At 65.3% G+C, this 24678-nt stretch carries 26 protein-coding genes; 6 read left to right on the plus strand and 20 right to left on the minus strand.

Going from position 1 to position 24678, the window contains the following annotated elements; genetic code table 11:
- Position 1 precedes the first annotated feature (1 nt).
- A complete protein-coding gene (locus tag AB7245_RS42515) occupies positions 2-784 on the plus strand; it encodes an alpha/beta fold hydrolase (RefSeq protein ID WP_085400883.1) in 783 nt (260 codons plus the stop codon).
- 134 nt (positions 785-918) lie between these two features.
- On the opposite strand, the gene AB7245_RS42520 is transcribed toward AB7245_RS42515, so the two are convergent.
- Positions 919-1872, minus strand: a complete 954-nt coding sequence (locus tag AB7245_RS42520) for an aliphatic sulfonate ABC transporter substrate-binding protein (RefSeq protein WP_085400882.1) — start codon at positions 1870-1872, stop codon at positions 919-921.
- Between the two features lie 22 nt (positions 1873-1894).
- A complete protein-coding gene (locus AB7245_RS42525) occupies positions 1895-2116 on the minus strand; it encodes a hypothetical protein (RefSeq protein ID WP_085400880.1) in 222 nt (73 codons plus the stop codon).
- A gap of 392 nt (positions 2117-2508) precedes the next feature.
- On the opposite strand from AB7245_RS42525, the gene AB7245_RS42530 reads away from it, so the two are divergent.
- Entirely contained in the window at positions 2509-3240 is a 732-nt protein-coding gene (locus tag AB7245_RS42530) for an SDR family NAD(P)-dependent oxidoreductase (RefSeq protein WP_135216931.1), read from the plus strand.
- Positions 3241-3525: 285 nt separating this feature from the next.
- On the opposite strand, the gene AB7245_RS42535 is transcribed toward AB7245_RS42530, so the two are convergent.
- From AB7245_RS42535 to phnG, 9 genes are read right to left on the minus strand one after another with little or no spacing between them, the layout of a single operon-like run.
- On the minus strand, positions 3526-4137 hold the full coding sequence (locus tag AB7245_RS42535; RefSeq protein WP_071909237.1) for a pyridoxamine 5'-phosphate oxidase family protein: 612 nt from the start codon (positions 4135-4137) through the stop codon (positions 3526-3528).
- A gap of 22 nt (positions 4138-4159) precedes the next feature.
- A complete protein-coding gene (gene phnN / locus AB7245_RS42540; RefSeq protein ID WP_135216932.1) occupies positions 4160-4756 on the minus strand; it encodes a phosphonate metabolism protein/1,5-bisphosphokinase (PRPP-forming) PhnN in 597 nt (198 codons plus the stop codon).
- Entirely contained in the window at positions 4753-5910 is a 1158-nt protein-coding gene (locus tag AB7245_RS42545) for an alpha-D-ribose 1-methylphosphonate 5-triphosphate diphosphatase (RefSeq protein ID WP_085400972.1), read from the minus strand. The genes phnN and AB7245_RS42545 overlap by 4 nt, the downstream gene beginning before the upstream one ends.
- An 11-nt stretch (positions 5911-5921) precedes the next feature.
- Positions 5922-6620, minus strand: coding sequence for a phosphonate C-P lyase system protein PhnL (gene phnL / locus AB7245_RS42550; RefSeq protein ID WP_085400877.1), 699 nt, complete (start codon positions 6618-6620; stop codon positions 5922-5924).
- A gap of 22 nt (positions 6621-6642) precedes the next feature.
- Positions 6643-7440 (minus strand): phosphonate C-P lyase system protein PhnK, encoded by a 798-nt coding sequence (gene phnK, locus AB7245_RS42555; protein ID WP_085400875.1) that lies wholly within the window; start codon positions 7438-7440, stop codon positions 6643-6645.
- Between the two features lie 7 nt (positions 7441-7447).
- A complete protein-coding gene (locus tag AB7245_RS42560) occupies positions 7448-8338 on the minus strand; it encodes an alpha-D-ribose 1-methylphosphonate 5-phosphate C-P-lyase PhnJ (RefSeq protein WP_085400873.1) in 891 nt (296 codons plus the stop codon).
- Positions 8335-9438, minus strand: a complete 1104-nt coding sequence (locus tag AB7245_RS42565; protein WP_085400872.1) for a carbon-phosphorus lyase complex subunit PhnI — start codon at positions 9436-9438, stop codon at positions 8335-8337. The genes AB7245_RS42560 and AB7245_RS42565 overlap by 4 nt, the downstream gene beginning before the upstream one ends.
- A 4-nt stretch (positions 9439-9442) precedes the next feature.
- Positions 9443-10051: a phosphonate C-P lyase system protein PhnH gene (phnH, locus tag AB7245_RS42570; protein ID WP_085400870.1), complete on the minus strand. Its 609-nt coding sequence runs from the start codon at positions 10049-10051 to the stop codon at positions 9443-9445.
- A 4-nt stretch (positions 10052-10055) separates the two neighbouring features.
- Positions 10056-10520, minus strand: coding sequence for a phosphonate C-P lyase system protein PhnG (phnG, locus tag AB7245_RS42575; RefSeq protein ID WP_085400868.1), 465 nt, complete (start codon positions 10518-10520; stop codon positions 10056-10058).
- 120 nt (positions 10521-10640) lie between these two features.
- Between phnG and phnF the strand changes: the two genes are divergently transcribed.
- On the plus strand, positions 10641-11372 hold the full coding sequence (gene phnF, locus AB7245_RS42580) for a phosphonate metabolism transcriptional regulator PhnF (protein ID WP_071909231.1): 732 nt from the start codon (positions 10641-10643) through the stop codon (positions 11370-11372).
- Between the two features lie 134 nt (positions 11373-11506).
- Here phnF and AB7245_RS42585 read toward each other — a convergent pair whose 3' ends face one another.
- The 5 genes from AB7245_RS42585 to phnC form a co-directional block, all read right to left on the minus strand.
- Positions 11507-12466: an IS5 family transposase gene (locus AB7245_RS42585; RefSeq protein ID WP_085398127.1), complete on the minus strand. Its 960-nt coding sequence runs from the start codon at positions 12464-12466 to the stop codon at positions 11507-11509.
- Positions 12467-12667: 201 nt separating this feature from the next.
- Entirely contained in the window at positions 12668-13516 is an 849-nt protein-coding gene (gene phnE / locus AB7245_RS42590) for a phosphonate ABC transporter, permease protein PhnE (RefSeq protein WP_439035662.1), read from the minus strand.
- Positions 13513-14397: a phosphonate ABC transporter, permease protein PhnE gene (gene phnE, locus AB7245_RS42595; protein WP_085400048.1), complete on the minus strand. Its 885-nt coding sequence runs from the start codon at positions 14395-14397 to the stop codon at positions 13513-13515. Before phnE (AB7245_RS42595) ends, phnE (AB7245_RS42590) begins: the two co-directional genes overlap by 4 nt.
- A 76-nt stretch (positions 14398-14473) precedes the next feature.
- Entirely contained in the window at positions 14474-15409 is a 936-nt protein-coding gene (gene phnD, locus AB7245_RS42600; RefSeq protein ID WP_063979768.1) for a phosphonate ABC transporter substrate-binding protein, read from the minus strand.
- 59 nt (positions 15410-15468) lie between these two features.
- On the minus strand, positions 15469-16278 hold the full coding sequence (gene phnC / locus AB7245_RS42605) for a phosphonate ABC transporter ATP-binding protein (protein WP_085400046.1): 810 nt from the start codon (positions 16276-16278) through the stop codon (positions 15469-15471).
- Between the two features lie 174 nt (positions 16279-16452).
- On the opposite strand from phnC, the gene AB7245_RS42610 reads away from it, so the two are divergent.
- The 3 genes from AB7245_RS42610 to AB7245_RS42620 are packed head-to-tail and all read left to right on the plus strand — an operon-like array spanning position 16453 to position 19031.
- The gene (locus AB7245_RS42610; RefSeq protein WP_085400045.1) at positions 16453-17124 is read left to right on the plus strand and encodes a chloramphenicol acetyltransferase; all 672 of its coding nucleotides are present in this window, start codon (positions 16453-16455) and stop codon (positions 17122-17124) included.
- A complete protein-coding gene (locus AB7245_RS42615; RefSeq protein WP_085400043.1) occupies positions 17121-18314 on the plus strand; it encodes an alpha-D-ribose 1-methylphosphonate 5-triphosphate diphosphatase in 1194 nt (397 codons plus the stop codon). The genes AB7245_RS42610 and AB7245_RS42615 overlap by 4 nt, the downstream gene beginning before the upstream one ends.
- An 18-nt stretch (positions 18315-18332) precedes the next feature.
- Positions 18333-19031, plus strand: coding sequence for a DUF1045 domain-containing protein (locus AB7245_RS42620; RefSeq protein WP_085400041.1), 699 nt, complete (start codon positions 18333-18335; stop codon positions 19029-19031).
- Between the two features lie 3 nt (positions 19032-19034).
- On the opposite strand, the gene AB7245_RS42625 is transcribed toward AB7245_RS42620, so the two are convergent.
- From AB7245_RS42625 to AB7245_RS42640, 4 genes are all read right to left on the minus strand, one after another.
- Positions 19035-19643: a hypothetical protein gene (locus tag AB7245_RS42625; RefSeq protein ID WP_085965313.1), complete on the minus strand. Its 609-nt coding sequence runs from the start codon at positions 19641-19643 to the stop codon at positions 19035-19037.
- Between the two features lie 83 nt (positions 19644-19726).
- Positions 19727-21127 carry a selenium-binding protein SBP56-related protein gene (locus AB7245_RS42630; RefSeq protein ID WP_071909224.1) on the minus strand — a complete coding sequence of 467 codons (1401 nt, stop codon included), beginning with the start codon at positions 21125-21127 and terminating at the stop codon, positions 19727-19729.
- 292 nt (positions 21128-21419) lie between these two features.
- Positions 21420-22358 (minus strand): dihydrodipicolinate synthase family protein, encoded by a 939-nt coding sequence (locus tag AB7245_RS42635; RefSeq protein WP_439035663.1) that lies wholly within the window; start codon positions 22356-22358, stop codon positions 21420-21422.
- A 117-nt stretch (positions 22359-22475) separates the two neighbouring features.
- A complete protein-coding gene (locus tag AB7245_RS42640) occupies positions 22476-24557 on the minus strand; it encodes a methyl-accepting chemotaxis protein (protein ID WP_085400038.1) in 2082 nt (693 codons plus the stop codon).
- Positions 24558-24678: the final 121 nt, after the last annotated feature.

A 24678-nucleotide genomic window follows, 5' to 3' on the forward strand; every position in this document is an offset into this window, starting at 1 on the left:
CATGAAGCTCACTGTCAACGGCGCCGAGGTGTTTGTCGCAAACGGCGGCCGCGAGTTCGACAAGTCCCTGCCCGCGGTCGCGTTCATCCACGGCGCCGGCTTCGATCACTCGACCTGGGCGCTGCATACGCGCTGGTTCGCCCATCACGGATTTTCCGTGCTGGCGCCCGACCTGCCCGGCCACGGCCGCTCGGCCGGACCTTCGCTGTCAACGATCGCCGAGATGGCGGACTGGACGGCGGCATTGCTCGCCGCGGCCGGCGTGGCTAAGGCGCACCTGATCGGCCATTCCATGGGATCGCTGATCTCGCTGGAGACGGCGGCGCGTCACCCCGACAAGGTGTCCGCGCTGAGCCTGATCGGCACCGCCGCGACCATGTCAGTCGGCCCGGATCTGCTGAAAGCGGCCGAGGCCAACTCGCAGGATGCCAACGACATGGTGTCGATCTGGGGCCTCGGCTTCAACGCCGAGCTCGGCGGCAGCCTCGCGCCGGGCCTGTGGATGCATGGCGGCGCACAGGCGGTGCTGAAGTCTTGCGAGCCGGGCGTGCTGTTCAGGGATTTGTCGGCCTGCAATGCTTACGCGAATGCGCTGACTGCTGCCGCGAGCGTCAAGGTGGCGACGACGCTCATCCTCGGCGAACGCGACATGATGACACCGGCGAAGGCGGGCAAGGCGCTCGCCGCGGCGATCCCGCATGCGAAGACCGTCGTGGTGCCGGGCGCGGGCCACATGATCATGGCAGAGCGCCCGGATGAATTGCTGACGGCGTTGAGGGGCTGAGGGTTTAGATAGAAGACAGCCTCCACGGGCGTCATGGCCGGGCTTGTCCCGGCCATCCACGTCTAGCTATTCGGGACGAAGAACGTGGATGCCCGGGACAAGCCCGGGCATGACGACGTCTTCCTAGCCTCATCTTACGAACCCGGCGTCCACTTCCAGACGATGTCGGAGACGTTGACCGGCTTCGGGATCAGGCCGAGCTTTGCAAAACGGTCGGCGACGGCCTGCTGCGTCCTGATCACCTCCGCGTCGAGCGGCACCACGCTGTAGACGGAGCGGTTGACGAAGCGCCTGACAGCTTCGATGTCGACGCCGGTCGCCTCGGCCTGCGCCTTTGCGACCTCCTCGTGATGCTGCTCCGCCCACTTGCCTTCGGAGGCGAAGGTCGTGTTGAGCTTCGCGACCAGCGACGGATATTTCTCGACGAAGTCGGTGTTGGCGATGTAGTAGGCGTTCGGCTTGTGCACGTCCTTGTCGAAGACGAGAACGCGGGCGTTCTCCTTCAATTCAGCGAGCGCGAGATAGGGATCCCAGATCGACCAGGCGTCGACCGAGCCTTTCACGAAGGCCGCCGTCGCATCGGCCGGCGCGAGCGGCGCGGGCGTGATGTCGGACCAGGACAGGCCGGCCTTTTCGAGCGAGGCGACCAGGAGATTGTGCGCGCTCGATCCCTTGCCGAAGGCGACGCGCTTGCCTTTGAGATCGGCGAGCGTCTTGATGGCTGAATCCTTCGGCACGATGATCGCCTGGTTGTCGCCCTCGGACTTCACGGCCGCGACATATTTTATTTTTGCGCCGCCGGCTTGCGCGAAGATCGGCGGCGTGTCGCCGACGAAGCCGAAATCGACGCTGCCGACGTTGATGGCCTCCAGCAGCGGCGGACCGAACTGGAAGTCGATCCATCTGACTTCGATGCCGAGCGGCCTGAAGGCGTTTTCGAGCGTTTGACGCTGGCGCACCGCCGGGAAGAAGCCGCCCTTCTGGGTGCCGATGCGGATTTCCGCCGGCTTTTCCTCGGCGCGTGCGGGTGCGGCCAGGGCGGTTGCGAGGAGAAGCGCTGCGGTCAGGATATGTCGTCGTGCAATCATGTTGCGGTCCTTTGCGTCAGGTTCAGTTGGCGAAGAGTGGGGAATTGGCACGGCGGCTCCGCTCCGAAAACACCGCACGCGCGGCTCGTTCGGCCTCGCGCGCCGAGCGGAACTGGCGGCCTTCGAGGCTGTCGAACAGGCGCTCGGAGGAGAAAAAGCGGAAGCCGCGCTCATCTCTTGTGATGATGCCGGCGGCGCGGTCTTGGATTTCAATGATGTAGGCGTTGGACTGGATTTGGGACATGACTGCTCGTTCGCCGGAATCTCGGCGTTCCTGTCGTGGGATTTGTGCTGTGGGAGGTTGCTAGGAGGCGATCAGCAACAACAACAGGCGCCGGTTGCCGCCGAGAAACAGCGCCGCGTCATGCACGCGTGCATGTCGCTGGGATTACGCTGGTGATCGGTTCTCATATCGCGACATCAAGCCCGAGGAGCAGTTTCGATGCTGCGAATATTGAGCGATTGGCGCGTTCGGTCAATGAAATGGCTATCCATATTTGGCACGAGCGCGCTGGCGCGCTTCTCCCGGTGCAAGCACCGACAGACGGATTCATCTCGCAATGAGTTCAACAGGCGCGGGCGGCGGGCATGGTACGCTCGCGCGACGTCAAAACAGACAATTTGGGAGATCCGGACATGGCGGATGATCTGAAGGGGCGCACCGCGCTCGTCACCGGTGGCTCGCGCGGGATTGGCGCAGCCGTCTGTCGCGCCCTGGCCGCATCAGGCGCGGCGGTGGCGATCAACTGCCGGGAGCAGATCGGGCAAGCCGAAAAGCTGGCAGGCGAAATCGGCAAGCAAGGCGGACGCGCCATTGTCGCTGCCGCCGACGTCTCGCAGCGCGACGCCGTGGCTACAATGGTCGAGCGCGTCACGGCCGGGCTCGGACCGATCGACATCCTCGTCAACAATGCCGGCATCGCCATCACGCGCGGCGTTGACGATCTCACCGAGGACGATTTCGACCGTACCATCCTGGTCAACCTGAAATCAGTCTTCCTGTGCACGCAGGCGGTGCTGCCGTCGATGCGCGCACGGAAATGGGGCCGCATCGTCAACATCTCCTCGGGCGCGGCGCGCGGTGCCGGCTCGATCGGCCCGCACTACAATGCATCCAAGGCCGGCATGGAGGGCCTTACGCGCGGTTATGCGGCGCGGTTGGTGAAGGAAGGCATCACCGTCAACGCGGTAGCTCCGTCACTGATCGAGACCGACATGATGAGCGGCCAGCCCCAGCTCGTCAGCCGCATCCCGCTCGGCCGCTTCGGCACGGCCGATGAGGTGGCGAAAACCGTGATGCTGCTGGTCGACAATGCCTACATGACCGGGCAGACCATCGCGCTGAGTGGCGGGATGGCGTTTAACTAGGAGCGAAGATGGTGCCGCCTTTCCTTCTCCCCTTGCGGGAGAAGGTGGCGCGAAGCGCCGGATGAGGGGTATCTCTCGGCGCGCACCGCTCTTCGTGAGCCGTAGGGTGGGCAAAGCGGAGCGTGCCCACCATTTCTATCGCGGTGTTGGATGGGTGGTGGGCACGGCGCAAGTGCGCCTTTGCCCACCCTACGGCTCCTTTTCGTGAGGAGAGATACCCCTCACCCGTCTCGCCGCTTCGCGGCGATCCACCCTCTCCCACAAGGGGGAGAGGGTAAGAGAGAGCTACCACATCGTCGCCGCAGCGCGCTCCGGCCAGATGCGGTCGTACTCCGCGCCGCCGACCTTGTTCTCGCTCATCTCGGCGAGAATCTGGCCGGGCGTCGGCAGCGTCTTCGGATCGATCCGCTTGTCGGGATTCCAGAGGTCGGAGCGGACGATGGCGCGGGCGCACTGGAAATAGATTTCGTCCACATTCATCACCATGACGCTGCGCGGCGCCTTGCCCTCGACCTTGAACGAGGCGAGCAGCTCGGGATCGACGGAGAGACAAGCGCGGCCGTTGGCCCGCACCGCATTGCCGGAACCGGGGATCAGGAACATCAGCGACACCCTGGGATCGCGCACGATGTTGCGCAAGGAGTCGACCCGGTTGTTGCCGCGGCGATCCGGCAGCATCAGCGTCTTCGGATCATGGATGCGAACGAAGCCGGGGAGATCGCCCCGCGGCGAGCAGTCGATCCCTTCCGGCCCGATGGTGGCGAGCGCGGCAAACGGCGCCTTCTCGATGAAGATGCGGTAGAGCGGGGTAACGTGGTCGGCGACTTTCACGGTCGAGGCATCACCAACGGCACCGTAGATGGCCTCCAGCTGTTCGACCGTTTCAATCACCGACATTCCGTTCTCCTTGTTGCGCCGGCTATTCGTGCCAGCCTTCGTTCCTGATCACACGCACGAGCTGGCGGCTGTGATAGTCCGCGCTGCCCGCGTTGAGGATGGTGACATCGGCATTGGCCGATGCGTCGTCGACGCTGCGCGCGAGGCGATCCGCGATATTGCCGTCGCTGTGCCGGGCCCGGGCAGCAAGCCGCTGCGCCAGCACGTCAGGCGGCGCCGTGATCGCGACCACGACGACGTTGGTATAGGCCTGGCGGAGCGCGCCGATCACCGTGCGCGAGACATTGGCGACGACGGCCCGGCCGGCGAGGATGTCATCATTGATTTCGAGCGGAAGAGCGTAGGAATGACCGTGTGCTTCCCAGTGCACGGCGAAATCGCCGTGCTCGCGCGCGCGGCGGAATTCGTCCTGGCTCATCGCCATGTTGTCTTCGGTTTCGGAAGATTCGCGCGTCACGACACGGCGCGGAAAGACGATGTCGCGATCGTCGACGCAGGCCGCCTGTGCGAGCCGCAACAGCGTGTCCTTGCCGGCACCGCTGGGACCGACCACGAGCACGAGCCGCCCGGGTCCGATCCCGCTGGCCTCATCGTGTGCCATGGTCGCGGTCTCGCTCATGCGACGCGGTTTCCTTCGCGCCAGACGCTGCGGACCACGGGAACGTCGCCTGCGACATGCACGCGGATCAGGTCGGCGCGCTTGCCGATCGCGACCTCGCCACGATCCAAAAGGCCAACCGCCTCGGCCGGCGCCTTCGTCACGGTACGAACCGCCGCCGGCAGGCTGATCGCGGGCACATGCTCCGGCAATTGCAGCGCGGCCATCAGGAGGCTGGACGGGATGTAGTCCGACGACAGGATGTCGAGCAGGCCCTCGCGGGCGAGATCGACCGCGGCGATGTTGCCGGAGTGCGAGCCGCCGCGCACGACGTTCGGCGCACCCATCAGGATGTCGATGCCGGCCTGATGCAGGCCGCGCGCGGCCTCCAGCGTCGTCGGGAACTCCGCCACCGAGACGCGATCGCGCACGGCGTCCACGACGTTCTCCTCGGTGGTGTCGTCGTGGCTCGCCAGCGGAATGTTGTATTTGTGCGCCAGCGACACGATCTCGCGCATGTTGGTCGCGGCATAGAGCTTCTGATACTCGAAGCGCTTCGCGAACAGCTCGTCGAGCTCGGCATCGGTCTTGCCGCCGCCCTTGCCGCGATAATAGTCGCGCAGCTTGACCTCGTCGCGGAACTGGCGCTGGCCGGGCGTGTGGTCCATCAGCGACATCAGCTTGACGTCGGGACGATCGATCAGCTCCTTGGCCTCCTCCACCACGCTCGGCATCGGGATTTCGCAGCGCAGATGCAGGAAGTGGTCGGCGCGCAGCAGGTCGGCATCGCGGGCGGTCGTGATGGCGGCGGCGAGCACGCCGGCGCGGCCATCGACTTCCTCGGCGCCGTCCTCGCGCCAGACCCGGAGCGAGTCGAACACGGTGGTGATGCCTGACGTCGCGAGCTGGCCGTCATAGGAGATGACGGCAGCGACCGGGTTCCAGAACACCTTTGGGCGCGGCACGTAATGCGCTTCGAGGTGGTCGGTGTGGAGCTCGATCAGGCCGGGCATGATGAGGTCGCCGCCGGCATCCTCGGCGCCCGCAGGCGCCCTGCCCTCGCCGATCTCGGCGATGCGTCCATCCGCGAGAGCGAGCCAGCCCTGCTCGATCACCCGGTCAGCCAGCACGATCCTGGCGTTGGCGATCACTGTGTCCTTCGGCTTGGCGTTCATTTCCATTTCCTTCAGGCGGCGGCGGCAAAGCTGGTGACGTCAACAATACGGTCGGCAATCAAATGGCGGATTTCGTCGTCGTGGACAATGGCGACCATGGCGACGCCCTGGCACTTCTTCTCCGCGACCAGATCGACCACGACGGCGCGGTTGGCGGCATCGAGCGAGGCGGTCGGCTCGTCCAGCAGCAGGATCGGCAGCTCCGAGATGAAGCCGCGCGCGATGTTGACGCGCTGCTGCTCGCCGCCGGAGAAAGTCGCGGGCGGCAACTGCCAGAGTCTTTCAGGAATGTTGAGGCGGTGCAGCAACTCGCCGGCGCGGGCCTGTGCGTCGGCGCGGGCCGTGCCGTTCACGATCAGTGGCTCCGCGACGACGTCGATGGTCGCAACACGCGGCACCGCCCGCAAAAACTGGCTGACGTAGCCGATGGTGGAGCGGCGGATGTTGAGGACCTGCCGCGGCTCGGCGGTGGCGAGATCGACCACCGCGCCGCGGTGGCGGATGCCGATGCGGCCGGAGTCGCAGCGGTAGTTGCCAAAGATCATCTTCAGGATCGACGACTTGCCGGCCCCGGACGGGCCTGAGAGCACGACGCATTCGCCCGGGTTGACGTGGAAGGTCACGCCGCTGACGACAGGCAATTCGATGCCGCCCTGCAGGTGCATCGTAAAGGTCTTTTTCGCGGCGGCGATGTCGATCATGGCGGTCATCGGAAAACTCATCTTGGAAGGCTTATGGCGGCAAAATCGAGGAGACGAGGAGCTGGGTATAGGGCTCGCGGGGGTCATCGAGCACCTGGTCGGTGAGACCGGTCTCGATGACACGGCCGCCCTTCATCACCATCACGCGATGCGACAGCAGTCGCGCGACCGCGAGATCGTGGGTGACGATGATGACGGCGAGGTGCAGCTCCGCGACGAGGCTGCGCACGAGGTCGAGCAGGCGCGCCTGGACAGACACGTCCAGACCGCCGGTCGGCTCGTCCATGAACACCAGCCGCGGCTCGGTGACGAGGTTGCGCGCGATCTGGAGACGCTGGCGCATGCCGCCGGAATAGGTGCGCGGTGCATCGTCGATGCGCGCGATGTCGATCTCGACGCGGGTGAGCCAGTCCGAGGCGGTATCGCGAATGCGGCCGTAGTGATTCCAGCCCACCGCCATCAGCCGCTCGCCGACATTGGCGCCGGCCGAGACCGCCATGCGCAGGCCCTGCGCGGGATCCTGGTGGACATAGCCCCAGTCGGTGCGGAACAGGAAGCGTCGCTCGGCTTCGCCAAGGCTCGTGAGATCGCGGGTGACGCCGTCACGCATCCGGTACGACACCTGGCCGGCGCTCGGCGCGAGCTGGCCCGACAGCATTTGCAGCAGCGTCGACTTGCCCGAGCCGGACTCGCCGACGATCGCCAGCACCTCGCCGGGGTAGAGCGAGAACGACACGTCGCGGCACGCGGCGATGCGGCCATAGGATTTGCTGAGGGATTCTGCGACCAGCAGCGGCTGGTCGTTTTCGAGCTTATCGAGATCAGCCATGTCTTGATCAGCCATGTGAGCCCGCCTTGTCCTTGTACGGCGCGGCGCTGAGGCTGCCGTGATGGCCGGCGGCCTGGCGGCCCTCGCAATAGTCGGTGTCCGAGCACACGAACATGCGCCCGCCCTTGTCGTCGGTGACGATCTCGTCGAGATAGGAATTCTCGGCCGCGCACAGCGCGCAGGGCGCGTTGAAGCGGTACGGCTCGAACGGGTGATCCTCGAAATCGAGCGACACCACCTGCGTATAGGGCGGGATCGCATAGATGCGCTTCTCGCGACCGGCGCCGAACAATTGCAGCGCCGGGCAATTGTCCATCTTGGGATTGTCGAATTTCGGCGTCGGCGACGGGTCCATCACGTAGCGCGCGTTCACCTTCACCGGATAGGCGTAGGCGGTGGCGATGTGGCCGAAGCGGGCGATGTCCTCGTAGAGCTTCACATGCATCAGGCCGTATTCGGCCAGCGCATGCATGCGCCGCGTCTCGGTCTCGCGCGGTTCGAGGAAACGCAACGGCTCCGGGATCGGCACCTGATAGACCAGCACCTGGTTCGCGTGCAGCGCGGTCTCCGGGATGCGGTGACGGGTCTGGATCACGGTCGCATCTTCTGTTGCCGTGGTCGTGGCGACGCCGGCGGTCTTGGCGAAGAATTTGCGGATCGAGATCGCATTCGTCGTGTCGTCGGAACCCTGGTCGATCACCTTCAGCACATCCTGCGGCCCCAGGATCGCCGCGGTCACCTGCACGCCGCCGGTGCCCCAGCCATAGGGCATCGGCATTTCACGGCTGGCGAACGGCACCTGATAACCCGGAATAGCAATCGCCTTGAGGATCGCGCGGCGGATCATCCGCTTGGTCTGCTCGTCGAGATAGGCGAAATTGTAGGCGGGCGCGTTCATTCCGCGGCCTCCTTCATGGCGTCGGGCGCATTGGCCTCGGCAAATTCCTTGCGCAGCTTGCGAAGGAGGCCGAGCTCGGACTGGAAGTCGACATAATGCGGCAGCTTCAGATGCTCGACGAAGCCGGTCGCCTGGACGTTGTCCGAATGCGACATCACGAATTCTTCATCTTGCGCCGGGGCTACGGCCTCTTCGCCGAGCTCGCGGGCACGCAGCGCCCGGTCGACCAGCGCCATCGACATGGTCTTGCGCTCGCTCTGGCCGAAGGCAAGACCATAGCCGCGGGTGAAGCACGGCGCTTCCGTCGCCGAACCCTTGAACTGGTTGACCATCTGGCACTCGGTGAGCTCGATGGAGCCGAGCGGCACCGCGAAGCCGACGTCTTCCGCGAAAAATTCGACCTCGACCTCGCCGAAGCGGATCTCGCCGACGAAAGGATGGTTACGGCCGTAACCACGCTGGGTGGAATAACCCATCGCCAGCAGAAAGCCTTCGTCACCGCGCGCGAGGTTTTGCAGGCGCAGGTCGCGATCGGCCGGGAAGTTCAGCGGTTCGCGCGTGAGATCGCCGACGCTGGCGCCGTCTTCGGCCCGCGGAGAGGACTCGATCAGCCCGTCGCGGCCCAGAATGTCGGTCACACGCGGCGTGGGCGCCGTCGAAGCTTCGGCCGTCGCCGGCACTTCAGGCACAAAGCCCTGGCCAAGCGAGGGATCGAGCAGACGATGCGTGTAGTCGAAGGTCGGCCCGAGGATCTGGCCGCCGGGAATGTCCTTGAAGGTCGCCGACACCCGCCGCTGCACCCGCATCGCGCCGGTCTCGACCGGCTCGCTGGCGCCGAAGCGCGGCAGGGTGGCGCGGAAGGCGCGGACCAGGAAGATCGCCTCGATCAGGTCCCCGCGCGCCTGCTTGATCGCGAGCGCCGCGAGCTCGCGGTCATAGAGCGACCCTTCGCTCATGACGCGGTCCACGGCGAGGCCAAGCTGCTCCGAGATCTGATCCAGCGTGACCTCGGAAACGCTCTGGTCGCCACGCCGCGCATTGGCGAGCAGGCGATGGGCGTTCTCGATGGCGCGCTCGCCGCCTTTGACTGCGACATACATGCGACTAGCTTCCCTTGTTCACGACACGCGTGGTGCGCGGGATCGCAACCACGGCATCATCGGCGACCAGCACCAAATCGATGCCGCGCGGAAACAGCGCCTCGTTGAACTGCAGCCGTTCGAACAGGTCGAAAGGCCTGATCGAGGCCTGAAGCGTCGCGACACCGTCGATGCCGGGGCCACGCAATTCGAAGCTGCGCCCCGAATCCAGGCTCTCGACCTGAAGGATCACTGTGGTCGAGCGATCCGGATATTCGTTGGTGCCGAGCGCGAAGCGTTCGAGCGCCGGAAGCAAGGCGCCGTCGCTGATCAGCGCGAAACTCGCAATCGAAGAGTCCTGCACCACCGGCGCGCCGGTGTGGAACTTGAGCCATTTCACCACGTCCGATCTCTCCGCCATCCTTGCATCGAGCCAGAGCGGCGTGTCGTGATCGAACAGCGTCAGCGCGATCGCGGCGGTGCCGCGCATCATCGGGCCGGGCGATCCCGCCATCGGCACAATGCGCTGGACCGTGCCCGGCCGCGCCATCGCGTCCATCACCGAACGAAAGGTCGATTGGGCCGACAGAACCTTGTCGACGAAACCCGGCGGTAGTTCCGCAATCGTGGTCATGGCCTCACCCCTCACCGCGCACCATGGTGTAGAAATCAACCTTCGTCGCAGCGGTCTCGGCGGCCGCCTGCTTGCGCTGGATCATAAGCTGCTCGCGCAACGGCGCGATAACGTCACGCTCCACCGCCTCGCCGAAATCACTGGACTGCGCCAGTGCGTCGCACAGCGCGATCAGCCGCGCCTTTTCGCCATCGCGCCCCAGCGTGTAGCCGAAGCCGACCTCGCCGCTCGCGAGCCGGACCGCTGCGCGAGACACCGTGGCTTCACCGACATTGAACGGCGCGCCGTCGCCGCCGACCCGGCCGCGCAGCATGACGAGACCGTTTTCCGGCGCGCGTAGCTCCTGATGCGCCGGCAGGGCGAGAGCGCGGAGGCGAGCGGCGATCTCGCCCGCCTCCGCGTGCGCCAGCACGGCCATCGCGGCCTTGCGCTGGACTTGCTGGTTGTTGTGCTGGGTCACCAAATCCACCGAACTTTTCTGCAGAACTTGCCGAATCCAAGTTGTCTATGATAATAGACAACTTGATACGGAAGCGCCATGACTGTTTCGTGACAAACGTGTGATTTCTGAAGTAGGCTTCTCGGCGACATGAGCATGCAGGACACAGCCTCTTCGGGCGTCGCGCTGTGGCGCCTCGTTGCCGACGGCATCGAGCGCGGCATCGCCGACGGCCGCTTTGCCGCCGGCGACAAGCTGCCGGGCGAGATGGAGATCGCCGAAACCTATCGGGTGAACCGCCACACCGTGCGGCGCGCGCTGGCCGCGCTTGCCGAGCGCGGCATCGTGCGCGCCGAACGCGGCAGCGGAACCTATGTCGAGGCGCAGCGCCTCGCTTATCCCTTGCGCTCGCGCACCCGCTTCTCCGAGATCGTCGGCGCCGATGGCCGCGAACCGCATGGCCGGCTGATCGAAGCGTCCGGCGACGTCGCAACCCGCGAACTCGCGCGCGAACTGGGATTGAAGGCCGGCGCACCGCTGGTGCGAATCGAGGCGATCCGCCTCGCCGACCGCACGCCGATCTGCGTCTCCACCACCTGGCTGTCAGCGGAATTGTTCCCGGGCGCGGGTGAGGTATTCGCCGCGACGCGCTCGATGACGAAACTGCTCGAGCACTACGGCGTCCGCGACTACAGTCGCGGCGCGACCCGGATCACCGCCGGCATCGTGGACGCAACCGATGCCGCGCGGCTCGATCTGCCGCTGGGACGGCCGATCCTGGTGGTCGACGCGACCGACCACGATCTCGCCGGCAAGCCGCTGGTGACGAAGCATTCGCGGTTCGCGGCGGAGCGGGTGGAGTTTCTGGTGGAGAACGGGTGAGCGGCGCTCTCTTCCCCTCTCCCCTTGTGGGCCTGTTGCGTTATCGGCTCTTGAGGCTGAAGACGTCAGGAGCGAGTGCCCTGGTCCCGGCAATTGCCTGGCAAGATCTGTAGTTGTCGCCCTGAGCGGGCAGCTCACGCGGCGATCGTGGCCCACCGCCTCATGTTGAAGGCGATCGAGGCGAGCAGGACTTGCCCGGTCGCCTTGATCAGACCGACGTAGCGGATGCAGGTCAGCCGCATGCGGCGTTTGAGAGTAGCGAAGGTGGTCTCGACCTGGGCTCGTCGACGCGCGATGAGGAGGTTGTAGCGTTTGAGCCTGGGCGGCAGTTCCGGGTGATGTCTGTTGGGCCGACGAGCGATGCGGGGCTTCTTGCCTTCCGCCTTCAGCCGGGCCCGTCGGGCATGGGTGTCGTAAGCCGCATCGGCCCAGACCACGGCTTCATCGCCGCGGATCAAAGCGTCCGCCGGTGTCGTATCGTTGACGTTAGCGGGTGTGGTCAACACCGCGCGGATCAAGCCGGATCCTTCGTCGACACCGACATGGGCCTTGTAGCCGAAGGTCGAGCCGCTTTTGCCCTGCCGTTTGGCAAACCGGGCATCAGGATCGTTTGAGGGGCGATCCTCCTTGGGCGGAGCCGAGACTGCCTGGATCAAGGTCGCATCCAGCATCGTGCCGCGCTTGAGGATCACGCCGGCATTCTCAAGCTGACGATCCAGTTCGCCAAACAGCTTCTCCAGCAGGCCTTGTTCAACGAGCTGGTTCCGGAAGCGGTTCAGGACCGTGTGGTCGGGCGTCGCATCCTCAAGGCTCAAACCGACGAAGCGCTTGAACGACAACCGGTCGCCCAGCGCTTCCTCGAGTTCGCGCTCCGAAAGACCATACAGCGACTGCAACAGCACAGCACGAAACAGCACCAGCACCGGATAGCCTGGTCGACCGGGCCCCCCTTCATCCCGCAAATGGCCGATCAGCTTCTCGAACCGGTACCACTTGACCAGGCCAGCCAGCCGATCCAGCGCCGCATTGGCGCCGGCTCCCTTCGGCATCAGCGCTTCCACAAAGCTCGGCTGTCCCGTCCGCTTGACCGCCATCGCTACCCTCCAAGGCTTTGCCCTAGGGAATCACAATTGACGAATTACGCAACAGGCCCCTTGTGGGAGAGGGTGGCTCGTCGCGAAGCGACGAGACGGGTGAGGGGTATGTCTCTGCAAACACCGATCTGAGTTTGAGGAGGCAGACCCCTCATCCGGCGCTTCGCGCCACCTTCTCCCACAAGGGGAGAAGGAAGAAAGCTACGCCACCGCCCTGCGCCCAATGATCGCAAACCGCAACTTGCTCGAGATGAAATCGATCGCGGCGACGGCGACCAGAATCATCAGGATCAGGAACGACACCCGCTGCCATTCCAGCACGCGGATCTGCTCGGCGAGCTGGAGGCCGATGCCGCCGGCGCCGACGATGCCGATGATCGTTGCCGAGCGCGTGTTGGATTCGATGAAATAGAGCACCTGGCCGGTGATCACGGGCAGCACCTGCGGCAGCAGGCCGAAGCGGATTTCGTGCAAAGCACTGCCGCCGGAGGCGCGGACGCCTTCGACCTGCTTCTGGTCGGCGCCTTCGATCGCCTCCGAGAACAGTTTTCCGAACGCACCGAAATCCGACACGGCAATCGCCAGCACACCGGCGAACGGGCCGAGGCCGACGACATTGATCCAGACCAGCGCCCAGATCAGGGTGTCCACGCCGCGGATCGAATCCAGGAAGCGGCGAACCGGAAAACGCAGGATCTGCGAGGGTATGACGTTGCGCGCGGCCAGCAGGCTGACCGGAAGCGCGAACACCGCCGCCAGCGTCGTGCCGAGCAGCGCGATCGACAGCGTCTCGCCCAGCGCCTTCAGATAGACCGGCAGCGAGGAACCAGGATCGGGCGGGATCATCATCAGGCTGATCCAGCCGAGCTGGCTCAGCCCTGCAAAGAATCGCGACGGCGAGAAGTCGAGATCGACGAGGCCGTAGACCAGAATCGCAAACGCCGCGACGATCATCGCCGGCATCGCGAGCCGCGCCGAGGCGGGGCGGTCGAACACATCGGGGTAGCGTGCGCGAAGCTCTCGCGTGTCGACCTCCTGCGGTCTCGTCACGTCCGCGCCTCCTTGCCGAACAGACGGCCGCGCAGCCAGCCCGTGCTGATGTCGATGATGAAGACCGTGATGATGATGGTGAGCAGGATGGCACTGACGTCGGAGTAATAGAACTTGCGGATGGCGACGACGAGCTCCTGGCCGATGCCGCCGGCACCGACGAAGCCCATGACCGAGGCCTCGCGGACGTTGATCTCGAAGCGCAGCAGCGCATAGCTGGCATAGCCCGCGGTCACCTGCGGCACCACGGCGAAGCGCATGCAGGAGAGCCAGCTCGCGCCGGTCGAGCGGATGCCTTCAACCGGCTTCATGTCGGCATTCTCAACGATCTCGGAGAACAACTTGCCGAGCGCGCCGGTGGAGTGGATCGCGATCGCGAGCACGCCGGCCATCGGCCCGAGGCCGAAGGCGATCACGAAGATCAGCGCGAAGACGATGCCCGGCACGGTGCGGGCGAATTCGAGCAGGCGGCGCACCACGAAGCGCAGCCAGGGCAACGGTGAGGTGTTCTCAGCCGCGAAGAAATTCAAGGCGAAGGCCAAGGTCGCGCCGATCAGCGTGCCGACATAGGAGATCAGCAACGTCTCGCCCAGCATCTTCAGCCATTTGCGCCAGCCCCACAGCCATTCGCCGGCATCGGTCCAGACCCGCTGGCCGCTCTCGAGCGTGAGAATGCGGTCGAAATAGCTGATGAAATTGCCGAAATGGGCGAAGAAGGTGCGCAGGTTCACTTCCGCGCCGATCGCGGCAAGAAATAGCGCTGCGGCAAAGATCACCAGCCCCAACAGGAGTCGGAGCCGCTTGCGCGCGACCGCCTGGCGATAGGCCGCGTTCAGCACGGCGAGCTGCTGCTCGGGGAGGATCGAAACCGCGACGGTCATCTGGCCAGGGAAGGTGGTCGATCAAAGAGAAAGAGCCGGGTCCATCGACCCGGCTCCAGTGCTATCGTCCCGAAACTCAGGACGCCTTCTTCTTACGCAGTGCATCGACGAACTTGATCAGCTCGATCGTGCCATCCCAGTCCTTGGTGGTGGCGGGATGGAAACCCTTCTTCTGGCCGTCCTGGAGGCGATCGAAGGCCGCCTTGTCCTTGGCCGGCGCGTCGAAGAACGCCTTGGCGATCGCCGCCTTGGCATCTTCCGGCAGGTCGGAATTGTAGGCGTAGGGGCCGTTGATGATCGGCGCCGACTTGTGGATGATGCGGAAATCGTCCTTCTTCATCGGCGAGCCGTCGGCATTCTTCAGCATGCCCTTGGTCAGCATCTGCGCCAGCGTGGAATCGTCATCGCTGGTCCACTGGTTGGCCGCAACGTCGACCGTGCCCTGCGCCAGCGCCAGGATCGCGTTCTCGTGGCTACCGGTGAAGACGACCTTGCTGAAATAGGTGTCGGCATCCGTGATGCCCATCTTGTCGAGCTCGAAGCGCGGCACATTGTTGCCGGAGGTCGAGTTCGGGTCGACGAGGCCGAGGTTCTTGCCCTTGAGCTGGTCGACGCTCTTGTAGGGGCTGCTCGCCTTGACGAAGAACACCGAGTAGTAGCCGGTCGAACCGTCGGCGTTGATGTCGTTGGCGAAGGCATCGGTCTTGACGCCGGTCAGACGGGCGCGGGCGAACGACGCCGAGCCGTAGCTGGCGATATGGATGTTGCCGGCGCGCTGGCCCTCGATGACGGCGGCGTAGTCGTTGGCGATGCGCAGCGTGACCTTCACGCCCAATTCCTTGGAGAGATAGTTCATGAACGGCGCCCAGCGCTCGGTCACGCCCGAGGCGTTTTCCGCCGGAATGACCGCGAAGGTCAGTTCGGGATATTTGGCTTTCCAGTCGTCGGCGGAGGCCGAAGTCGTGAACGCGAGCGCGGCGGCGCCGGCAAGAACCAGTCTGCGAGTGATCATGATACCCTCTTCATCGGTTGGGGTCGGTTGACGCAAAAATTGGCAGTTACAGGCGCAGCTCAGGCGGCCGCGGCCGTTCCGAGCGCCGGCACGCCTTCAGGCGCCGGCACAGGCATTCCGCCCATGACGTCGGAGGCTTCGAGATCGTAGAGCTCGCGCGCGACGTGGTCGGTCAATTCGGCCGGCGCGCCGTCGAACACCACGCGCCCCTGCGCCATGCCGATCAGGCGATCGCAATAGCTGCGCGCCAGATCGAGCGAATGCAGGTTGCAGAGCACGGTGATGCCGAAATGCTTGTTGATGCGCAGCAGCGCATCCATCACGATCTTGGTGTTGCGCGGGTCGAGCGAGGCGATCGGCTCGTCGGCGAGGATGATGTCGGGCTGCTGCACCAGCGCGCGGGCGATCGCAACACGCTGCTGCTGGCCGCCGGAGAGCTGGTCGGCGCGCTGGGCGGCGAGTGAGGCGATATCGAACTGTTCGAGCGCCGACATCGCCAGCGCCTTGTCGTGCTCGGGCCAGGTCTGCGTCAGCGAGCGCCAGGCCGGCATCGTGGCAAGACGCCCCATCAGCACGTTGGTGAGCACATCGAGCCGGCCGACCAGGTTGAACTGCTGGAAAATCATCGCCGAGCGCGCCCGCCACTGCCGCAGCTCCTTGCCGCGCAGCGCGGTGACGTCGAGGCCGTCGAACAGGATGCGGCCCTGCGTCGGCGTCGCCAGGCGATTGATCATGCGCAGCATGGTCGACTTGCCGGCGCCGGAGCGCCCGATCACACCGACGAAGCCGCCGGGGGAGATTTGAAACGAAGCGTCGTCCACCGCGGCTTTTGCGCCGAAGCGGCACGTCAGACCTTCAACCACCAGCATAGAGGGCTCCAGAGTAGCTGGCTGCCACCGCTAGCGCTGGCACTTGACACTTGTGTGACACCGGCGTTGCGGTGCGGCGATCCTACACACCTCTTCCCCTGTCATCGCATCGTCATGACATTGTCATCAGGCCGCTCGAAGAGGTACGCCCGCCCTCGACCTATCGGATGCAGCATGGCCGGCAAAACGCTCTCGGTTCAACCGACCATCGACCCTTCGGCGAAGCTGCATGAGACCAGGCTCGGCACCTATACCGAAGTCGGTGCGCGCACGATCCTCACTGAAGTCGCGATGGGCGATTACTCCTATGTCGTGAACGACGCCCAGATCACCTACACCACGATCGGAAAATTCTGCTCGATCGCGGCGATGACCCGCATCAATCCCGGCAATCATCCGATGCATCGCGCGACGCAGGCGCATTTCACCTATCGTTCCAGCGCCTACTTCGAAGGCGAGAGCGACGACACCGAGTTCTTCGACTGGCGGCGCCAGCATCACGTCCATATTGGCCACGACGTCTGGATCGGCCATGGCGCGATCGTGCTGCCCGGCCGCAACATCGGCACCGGCGCGGTGATCGCGGCGGGCGCCATCGTCACCAAGGACGTGCCGGCCTACACCATCGTCGCCGGCAATCCGGCGCGCATCGTGCGGCGGCGGTTCTCGGAAGACGTCGCCGGACGGCTGGCCCGACTCGCCTGGTGGGACTGGGATCACGACAAATTGCGTGAAGCACTGCCCGATTTCCGCAAGCTCGGGATTGAAGATTTCCTCTCGGCATATGAAGCACGGGCAAGCTCCCTCACCCGTTCCCCTGCCAGCAAACGAAGCGCGGTCGCTTGACAGACATCTTCCTTGAGGGCGGCCGGGCCCTGATCGGCTCCGAGCTCGTCGAAACTTCCATTCTGGTGTCCGGCGCGGACATTGCGCAGGTCGATGCCTCTCGCGGCCGTGCGCGGCTGGCGATCGATGCGCGCAACCTGCTGGTGCTGCCCGGCATCGTCGATCTGCATGGCGATGCCTTCGAGCGGCAGATGATGCCGCGCGCCGGCGTCGACTTCCCGATCGACGTCGCGCTCGCCGACAGTGACCGCCAGGCGATCAGCAACGGCATCACCACGGTGTTTCACGCCACGACCTGTTCGTGGGAGCCGGGCCTGCGCAGCGCCGGCAATGCGCGCACCCTGATGGAGGCGATCGAGCGGCAGCGCCCGCAATTCGCCGCCGATACCCGTTTCCACCTGCGGCACGAGACCTACAATCTCGATGCAGAGGCCGAGATCGGCCAGTGGCTCGCCGAGGGCCGCGTCGACCTGTTCGCCTTCAACGACCACATGGACGGCACCGTTGCCGACATGGCCAAGCCGCGCAAGCGCAACCGCATGGTCGAGCGCACCGGCCTCTCGGGCGAGGAATTCGACCGGCTGGTCGAGCGTGTGCTTTCGCGGGCCAGTGAAGTGCCGGCTTCCGTGTCGCGGCTTGCCGCAACTGCTCGCGCAGCCGAGGTGCGGATGCTCTCGCATGACGATGCGACGCCGGCGATGCGGCAGGAGTTTCGCGAGTTGGGCGCTGACATCGCGGAGTTTCCGATCAACGAGGAGACCGCGCGGGCGGCCGCGTCCGCGGGCGATGCCATCGTCTACGGTGCGCCGAACGTCGTGCGCGGCGGCAGCCATACCGGCTGGACCCGGGCATCCGACATGATCGCGAAGGGGCTCTGCTCGGTGCTGGCGTCGGACTATTACTATCCCGCGCAGCTGCTCGCCGCGTTCCGCCTTGTCGCCGACGGCGTGCTGCCGCTGCCGAAGGCCTGGGATCTGGTCTCTGCGGGACCAGCGCGCGCGACCGGCCTTGCCGATCGCGGCGTGCTCGCGGAAGGACGCCGCGCCGACATGCTGCTGGTCGACGACAGCGTGCCGCTGCGGCCGCGGCTGATCGCGGTGGTATCAGGCGGAAAGCTCGTGCATCTCACCGATGCGACGCGACTGCTCGCTGCGGCGGCGACGCCGCGCGAGGCTGTCGTTGCGGCCTGAACCGGTTATGCTCGGACGATGACAGATTTTCCCCGCTACGCGATCTATTTTGCCGCCGGCGCCGACAGCGCCCTCTCCCGCTTCGGCGCCGAGTTGCTCGGCTACGATGTCTACACCGGCGACGAGATGCCGTTCCCAGCCGACGCATCGCGTGTTGCGCCGGACTGGCGCGACGTCACGGCCGATCCCCGCAAATACGGCTTCCACGGCACGCTGAAGGCGCCGATGGCGCTGGCGCCCGGCAGGACTGAAGCCGAGCTCATCGCAGTCTGCGCCGCCTTTGCCGGCAAGGCGCGGCCGATGCCGTCAATCCGTCCGGTCGTCGACTCCATCAGCGGCTTCATTGCGGTGATTCCGACCGAGCCCGTGGGTACGCTCCAGCAGCTTGCCGCCGATTGCGTCCGCGAATTCGACGACTTCCGCGCGCCCATGACGGCGGAAGACCGCGCGCGGCGCAAGCCCGACAAACTCACCGAGCGGCAACGCGACTATCTCGACCGCTGGGGTTACCCGTACGTGATGGAAGAATTCCGCTTCCACATGACGCTGACGGGACGGCTGGATGCGGAGCGGCGCGGGCCGATCCTGGAGATGTTGCGCGCGAGGTTTTCGGCGCTCGGTCTCGAGACGCTGGCGATCGACCGGATCGCGCTGTTCAAGCAGGATGATGCCAGGGCGCGCTTCCGCTTTGTCGGCGAGTGGGCGTTGGCGAAGTAGGCCTCAGCGCCAGCTCGCGAGATTGAAGGCGAGCGCCACGGCGCCAACCAGAATGAGGCTGGTTGCCCAGATTGCATCCAGATTGAACCAACTTCGCGCGACGAACCTCAATCCCAGATAGCGGTAGACCAGCCACGCCAGACACCCGCCGGCACTGACCATGGCGACAACGTGCACCAGGGACACCAGCACCGCCATCCCGAGACTTGTCTTCAGAAGACTTGCCTTCATCAGCGCGCCCGCCGCCTCATGGCCGGCATCGAGCTCGAAGGCCTGGCAGAGCCCGAGATAGATCGGCACGAGCATCAAGGCCGCGCCGTGAGCAATGGCAACGGCGAATGACCAGAGCGCCAATTGCGTCGGCGGAATTCGTGCCAGCGTGCGCGGATGGCGTCGCTCGATCAGCCGATAGACGCCGAAGCCGATGACGAGAAGGCTCGCGCCGAGCTGGATCGAACGCTGCCACTCGGCCAGCACGAGCAGGAACGCAAATGGCAGCAGCACGAGAAGTGTTGCCAGGAGATGTCCGGCCGCCAGAGCCCACAACGCGCGGAACAGCGCGCGCGGGCTCTTGTCCATGAGCCCGGCCGACACGGCGAGCGGCCATCCCATTCCCGGATTGACCCCGTGATAAAGACCGCTCGCAACAAGAGCGAGCCACAGCCAGCCGAGCGGCCAACTCCCGTGCTGCCAGCCTAGGCCGACGGGTAGCAAAAGGAGTCCGTCGAACAATCGCCGCCCTCCAGCCTGATCTGGTGCGCGCGATATCCGTCGGGGAAGCTCACGAAATAGTCCTTGGCGAGCTCGAGGCCGCCGTCGCGACCGACATTGGCCATGACTTCCACGCCCGGAACCCCATCGGGATAGAATTGGTCATCCCAGGTGGAATACAGCGAATTGGTCCAGTACACGCGCTTGCCGTCGCGGCTGATCTCGACCATCTGCGGACCGGCCGCAAATGCCTTGCCGTTCGGATGGGGCGTGCGGCGCGCGATGCCGCCGATGTGAACCGAGCCCGCAAGCTTCGGCTTTCGCGGATCACTCACATCGTACTGGCGCATTTCACCCGTGCCCCAGCACGAGACATAGAGAAACCGGTCATCCATCGACAGGTCGATGTCGGTCACCAGCGGCGGCACGGCGCCAAATCCCTGCAGCAGCGGCGGGAGCTGCTCCTTTGGCGCGGGTTCGGGCGGAATCGTCGCCGTCTTCTCCGCGTGGAATTTTCCGCCTTCGCGCCACCAGGTCCAGATCGATGCTTCGAGGTTGGTGGTGTCGACCACAACGCCAACGAAGCCGTATTCGCGAACCGGATCGTGCGCGGGCCGCACCTCCAACGCCATCTGATGATTGGCGCCGAGGTCGATGGTCTGCACGTTGCGACGGGCGCGGAGATCCCAGAAGTGGAGACGATGGCCATATTTGTTCGCCAGCAGATCTTCCGCGACGATCCCGTTCTCGAACTGCGGCGGCAACGCCCATTCGCTCGTCACCATGTAGTCGCGCGGCAGGTTCCACCAGAAATCATAGTGCAGCGTCTGCGGACCGCGGTCGATCTCCCACCGCCCAAGGACCTCGAACGTCTCGCAATCCATGATGAAGACGCCTGGAGGCCCGTTGGTGCCGTCCTTGCCGCCGCCGCCCAGCGTGCTCACATAGACGCCGTCCGGCCCGCAATGGATGGTATGCGGCCGCGAGTAGCCGGTCTTCTTGAAGATTTCCTCGGGCTCGATGATCTTGTGGATTTTGGCTTTGGTCGGATCGGGCTTGGTATCGATGATGTAGATCCGCGACGAGCGTATCCCGGGGATGATGAGATAGCGCCGCTCGATGAAGGCATGTCCCGCGAGCGGCGACAAGGCGGAGGAGCAGGCGTTCCAGCCGAAGTGATGAAACTCATCGCCCTTGTTGGGCATCGTCACCGTGTGGACGATTTGGCTGTAGGTCGGCGATCCCGGCTTGACGTCGATGACCGCGAGAGCATCCGGCTTTGAGAAATCCGGACTGAGCAGCAACGTGTATGCAAAGTTCTCCGCTGGTGCTTCCATCGCCAGCTTGGGCGATGCGTGAAAGGTGGGATCCGGCCTCATCGTCATGGCACTGCCTCCCTGTTTCGTCGGCTCGCTCCAACCTGGCTCGGAATAGCGGCATAATGAAGAGCTGCTCAGCGACGTCTTGAGAAGCTCCGCGGACCTGGTTGGCGAGCGTGCAAGGAGCGTACAATATGTCATCGCCGGCGTGCGGAAAACCGCCCGAACCGCGCTAATTCGACGCCCTCAGCCAGACGGAAACCGGCGGGATCAGGCCAGCGCGCACCTCACACTCGGCATCGTCCCCGCGTAGGCGGGGACTGCCGAGAGACCTGGCGACTACCGAGTGGGTACGGCGCTACTTCCCCCACCGCAACGCCAGCGCATCCCGCTCCTTGGCGAGCTCCAGCAGCCCTGCCCGCGTCGCCGGGTGCAGCGGCTGGAGCGGATGCCGCACGGTGTCCGATTTGATCACGCCGCCGGCCTGCATCATGGCCTTGCAGGCGATCAGGCCGCATTGGCGGTTTTCGTAGTTGATCAGCGGCAGCCAGCGCTCATAGGCGGCCTTTGCCTCCTCGCGCTTGCCGGCGAAATAGGGATCGATGATCTGGCGGATGCCGTCGGGATAGCCGCCGCCCGTCATCGCGCCGGTGGCGCCGGCGTCGAGATCGGCGAGCAGCGTGATGGCTTCCTCGCCATCCCACGGGCCTTCGATATCCTTGCCGCCCGCCTCGATCAGGCTGCGCAGCTTTGCCGCCGCGCCCGGCACCTCGATCTTGAAATAGCGGATGTTGGCGAAGTCGCGCGCCAGCCGCGCGAGCAGCTCGACCGACAGCGGCGTTCCGGCGACAGGCGCGTCCTGGATCATGACGGGAATGTTGATCGCGCCCGAGAGCACCTTGAAGAATTCGACGATGCCCTTCTCGGGCACGCGGAAGGTCGCGCCGTGATAGGGCGGCATCACCATCACCATGGCGGCCCCCGCCGCCTCCGCCTGCTGGCTGCGTGCGGCGCAGACGGCCGAGCTGAAATGCGTGGTGGTGACGATCACGGGAACCCGGCCCGCGACATGCTCCAGCACCGCATGCATCACGGTTTCGCGCTCGGCATCGGTGAGCACGAACTGCTCGGAGAAATTGGCGAGGATACAGAGACCGTTCGAGCCCGCATCGATCATGAAATCGATGCAGCGGCGCTGGCCCTCGAGGTCGAGCTCGCCGCGCTCGTCGAAGACGGTGGGCGCAACCGGGAACACGCCGCGATAGGGGCGCTGGGCCTTGTGTGGGGTGACCGGCATCGAACTCTCCATCCTTGATACGTCTGTTGCTGCACTCCCGCAGCGGCACAGATGTACCCGCCGCGTGAAGCGGCGGCAATGCCGTTCGCGCGACGCCCAGACGGATGACGATCGAAGTTATGCGGTCTTCACGGCCCCCAAAAAGCCTTCGACCGCGACGCGAAGACGATCGGCATCGCCCGACATCTTCTTCACGGATTCGGACAGCACCGTGCCGGCGTTGCCGGTTTCCTGGTTGAGTCTCGCGACGCTGCCGATGGTGTCGGTGACCTCGCGGGTGCCCTGAGCGGCCTGCTGGAAGTTGCGCGAGATCTCGGTGGTGGCCGCGCGCTGCTCCTCGACGGCGGCTGCGATCGCCGTCATCTTCTCGTCGATGCCGCTGATGGCGCCCCCGATCGAGCGGATGGCGGTCACGGCCTGGCCCGTCGCGCTCTGGATCTCCTCGACCTGGCGCGAGATTTCTTCGGTTGCGGTTGCGGTCTGCGCGGCGAGGCTCTTGACCTCGCCGGCGACCACGGCAAAGCCGCGGCCGGCCTCGCCCGCACGCGCCGCCTCGATGGTCGCGTTCAGCGCCAGGAGATTGGTCTGGCCGGCGATGGCGTTGATCATCTTCACGACCTCGCCGATCCGGCTCGCGGTCTGATCGAGGATCTCGACCGTCGCGTTGGTCCGCTCGGCCTGCGACACCGCCTCGCGCGCCTCGCGGGCGCTCAACTGCACCTGTGCGGAGATCTCGCCGACGGATGCGGAGAGTTCCTCGGTCGCGGCCGCGATGGTCTCGAGATTGTTGGTGGCCTGCTCGGCTGCGGAAGAGACTGCCGCGGTCTGGCTGGTCGACTCTGATACCAGCGTGCGCACATCGGTCGCGGTGGCATCGAGCTCCCTCGCCGACGCCGCGACACTGTGGATCACCGCCTGCACGGTGTCGTCGAAGCTGCGGCATGCGTCGTCCACGGTGCCGGAGCGGGCGAGTTGCAACGCCTGCTGCGATTCGCGTTCCTGGCCCAGCCGCTCGGCGGTCGCCGCGCTCTCGCGCAGGCTCTCGAGCGCGGCAGCCATGGTGCCGAACTCGTCGGGATATCGGGATCGCGGCACGGGCGTCGCATAATCACGGGCGCCGATTCGCGCGATGGCGTCGAGGATGGCGCGGACCGGGCGCATCAGGCGATTGCGCACCACGTAGACGCCGGCGAGGGTCACGGCGAGCGCGAGCAGAAACGCGAGCGACTGCACGATGAGGTTGGTGAGCGCCTTGGTCTGCACGGCCTCGGCACGCGCGATCGACTGATCCAGCGCTTTGGTCGCGACCCCGACAATGAGCGGGAACGGCGACTGGCAGAGCGTATTCCACTCCGAGGCAGGCATCGCGGGCTTGCCGCTGCCGTCGAGATTCTTGGTGAGATCGCCGATCTGCTTCAGGACGCCATCGGTCTTGGTCTTCGCGTCCGACGCTGCCGTCACCAGCTCCGCCGTCACGTCGGGCGCAGCCAGCAACTCGGCCATGCCCGCCCAGCCGGAGGTGATCGTGCCATCCCATTGCGCCACCGACCGCTTCTGAACGTCGTCGAGCGGCTTGCTGCTGTTGATGTTCGAGCGAAGCGACGAACAATGGACCCCATAACGGTCGCGCACCTGCCAGGCGAAGCGGCGGACCTGGATCATGCGGGCGATGTAGGGATCGTTCATCCAGGCGCGGTTCGACACCGCGGTGGAGGCGAGGTTCGCTGTGTCGATGACCTTGGTGACGGCGTCGTACCAGGAATTGGTCCGCTCCATCTTGCGCTCGGCGCGCGGAAGCTTGGCCTCGTCGTAGAACAGCTGGAATTGCGGCGCGGCTTCGTTCCAGCGCTGCTTCAGCGTGCTGGCGAGCTCGTCGCGGCGTGCGAAATCGACGGTCGAGAGCGCGGCGCTGATCCCTTCATAGCCGCCCTGCTCGGCCTTCTCGGCTTCAGCGAGTTTTGCCTTGGGATCGTCCTCGCCAAGGATGGCGCTCTGGGCATCGCCACGATTGTTGCGCAACGCGAGCACGCCATGGAAGATCGCCTTGTCGGCAGCGGCGAGCCGCGCCGTCTCGAGACTGTCGCTGTAGCGACCGAACGCTCCGAACATCTGGATCGCCGTAGAGGCCAGCGCACCGGCGGCCAGCAGGGCCATCAAGGTCAGGAGAAGCGAGCTTACCGATTTCTTAAACATTGCCATGAGTCAGGGGGCCTGCATTGTACTGCCGGCCACCCTGCATCGCGACATGCCAAGGATCGGTTAAGGTTTTAGTCAAATTGCCGGAAGTGCCCGGTCTGTAAGCGGTTTAAGACTAGCGAAA

The sequence above is a fragment of the Bradyrhizobium sp. 604_D8_N2_3 genome (genome assembly GCF_051810765.1).
GTDB classification, from domain to species: Bacteria; Pseudomonadota; Alphaproteobacteria; order Rhizobiales; family Xanthobacteraceae; genus Bradyrhizobium; species Bradyrhizobium barranii.

Coding starts and splice junctions, on each gene's coding strand:
- AB7245_RS42520 (WP_085400882.1), bottom strand. CDS start 1,872: ATGATTGCACGACGACATATCCTGACCGCAGCGCTTCTCCTCGCAACC.
- AB7245_RS42640 (WP_085400038.1), bottom strand. CDS start 24,557: ATGGCAATGTTTAAGAAATCGGTAAGCTCGCTTCTCCTGACCTTGATG.
- phnC (WP_085400046.1), bottom strand. CDS start 16,278: ATGCTGGTGGTTGAAGGTCTGACGTGCCGCTTCGGCGCAAAAGCCGCG.
- AB7245_RS42535 (WP_071909237.1), bottom strand. CDS start 4,137: ATGTCGGTGATTGAAACGGTCGAACAGCTGGAGGCCATCTACGGTGCC.
- AB7245_RS42585 (WP_085398127.1), bottom strand. CDS start 12,466: ATGGCGGTCAAGCGGACGGGACAGCCGAGCTTTGTGGAAGCGCTGATG.
- phnF (WP_071909231.1), top strand. CDS start 10,641: ATGAGCATGCAGGACACAGCCTCTTCGGGCGTCGCGCTGTGGCGCCTC.
- AB7245_RS42515 (WP_085400883.1), top strand. CDS start 2: ATGAAGCTCACTGTCAACGGCGCCGAGGTGTTTGTCGCAAACGGCGGC.
- AB7245_RS42620 (WP_085400041.1), top strand. CDS start 18,333: ATGACAGATTTTCCCCGCTACGCGATCTATTTTGCCGCCGGCGCCGAC.
- AB7245_RS42565 (WP_085400872.1), bottom strand. CDS start 9,438: ATGTATGTCGCAGTCAAAGGCGGCGAGCGCGCCATCGAGAACGCCCAT.
- AB7245_RS42560 (WP_085400873.1), bottom strand. CDS start 8,338: ATGAACGCGCCCGCCTACAATTTCGCCTATCTCGACGAGCAGACCAAG.
- AB7245_RS42525 (WP_085400880.1), bottom strand. CDS start 2,116: ATGTCCCAAATCCAGTCCAACGCCTACATCATTGAAATCCAAGACCGC.
- AB7245_RS42630 (WP_071909224.1), bottom strand. CDS start 21,127: ATGACGATGAGGCCGGATCCCACCTTTCACGCATCGCCCAAGCTGGCG.
- AB7245_RS42530 (WP_135216931.1), top strand. CDS start 2,509: ATGGCGGATGATCTGAAGGGGCGCACCGCGCTCGTCACCGGTGGCTCG.
- AB7245_RS42635 (WP_439035663.1), bottom strand. CDS start 22,358: ATGCCGGTCACCCCACACAAGGCCCAGCGCCCCTATCGCGGCGTGTTC.
- phnN (WP_135216932.1), bottom strand. CDS start 4,756: ATGAGCGAGACCGCGACCATGGCACACGATGAGGCCAGCGGGATCGGA.
- AB7245_RS42625 (WP_085965313.1), bottom strand. CDS start 19,643: ATGGGATGGCCGCTCGCCGTGTCGGCCGGGCTCATGGACAAGAGCCCG.
- phnE (WP_085400048.1), bottom strand. CDS start 14,397: ATGACCGTCGCGGTTTCGATCCTCCCCGAGCAGCAGCTCGCCGTGCTG.
- AB7245_RS42545 (WP_085400972.1), bottom strand. CDS start 5,910: ATGAACGCCAAGCCGAAGGACACAGTGATCGCCAACGCCAGGATCGTG.
- phnD (WP_063979768.1), bottom strand. CDS start 15,409: ATGATCACTCGCAGACTGGTTCTTGCCGGCGCCGCCGCGCTCGCGTTC.
- phnK (WP_085400875.1), bottom strand. CDS start 7,440: ATGGCTGATCTCGATAAGCTCGAAAACGACCAGCCGCTGCTGGTCGCA.
- phnL (WP_085400877.1), bottom strand. CDS start 6,620: ATGACCGCCATGATCGACATCGCCGCCGCGAAAAAGACCTTTACGATG.
- phnH (WP_085400870.1), bottom strand. CDS start 10,051: ATGACCACGATTGCGGAACTACCGCCGGGTTTCGTCGACAAGGTTCTG.
- AB7245_RS42610 (WP_085400045.1), top strand. CDS start 16,453: ATGGCCGGCAAAACGCTCTCGGTTCAACCGACCATCGACCCTTCGGCG.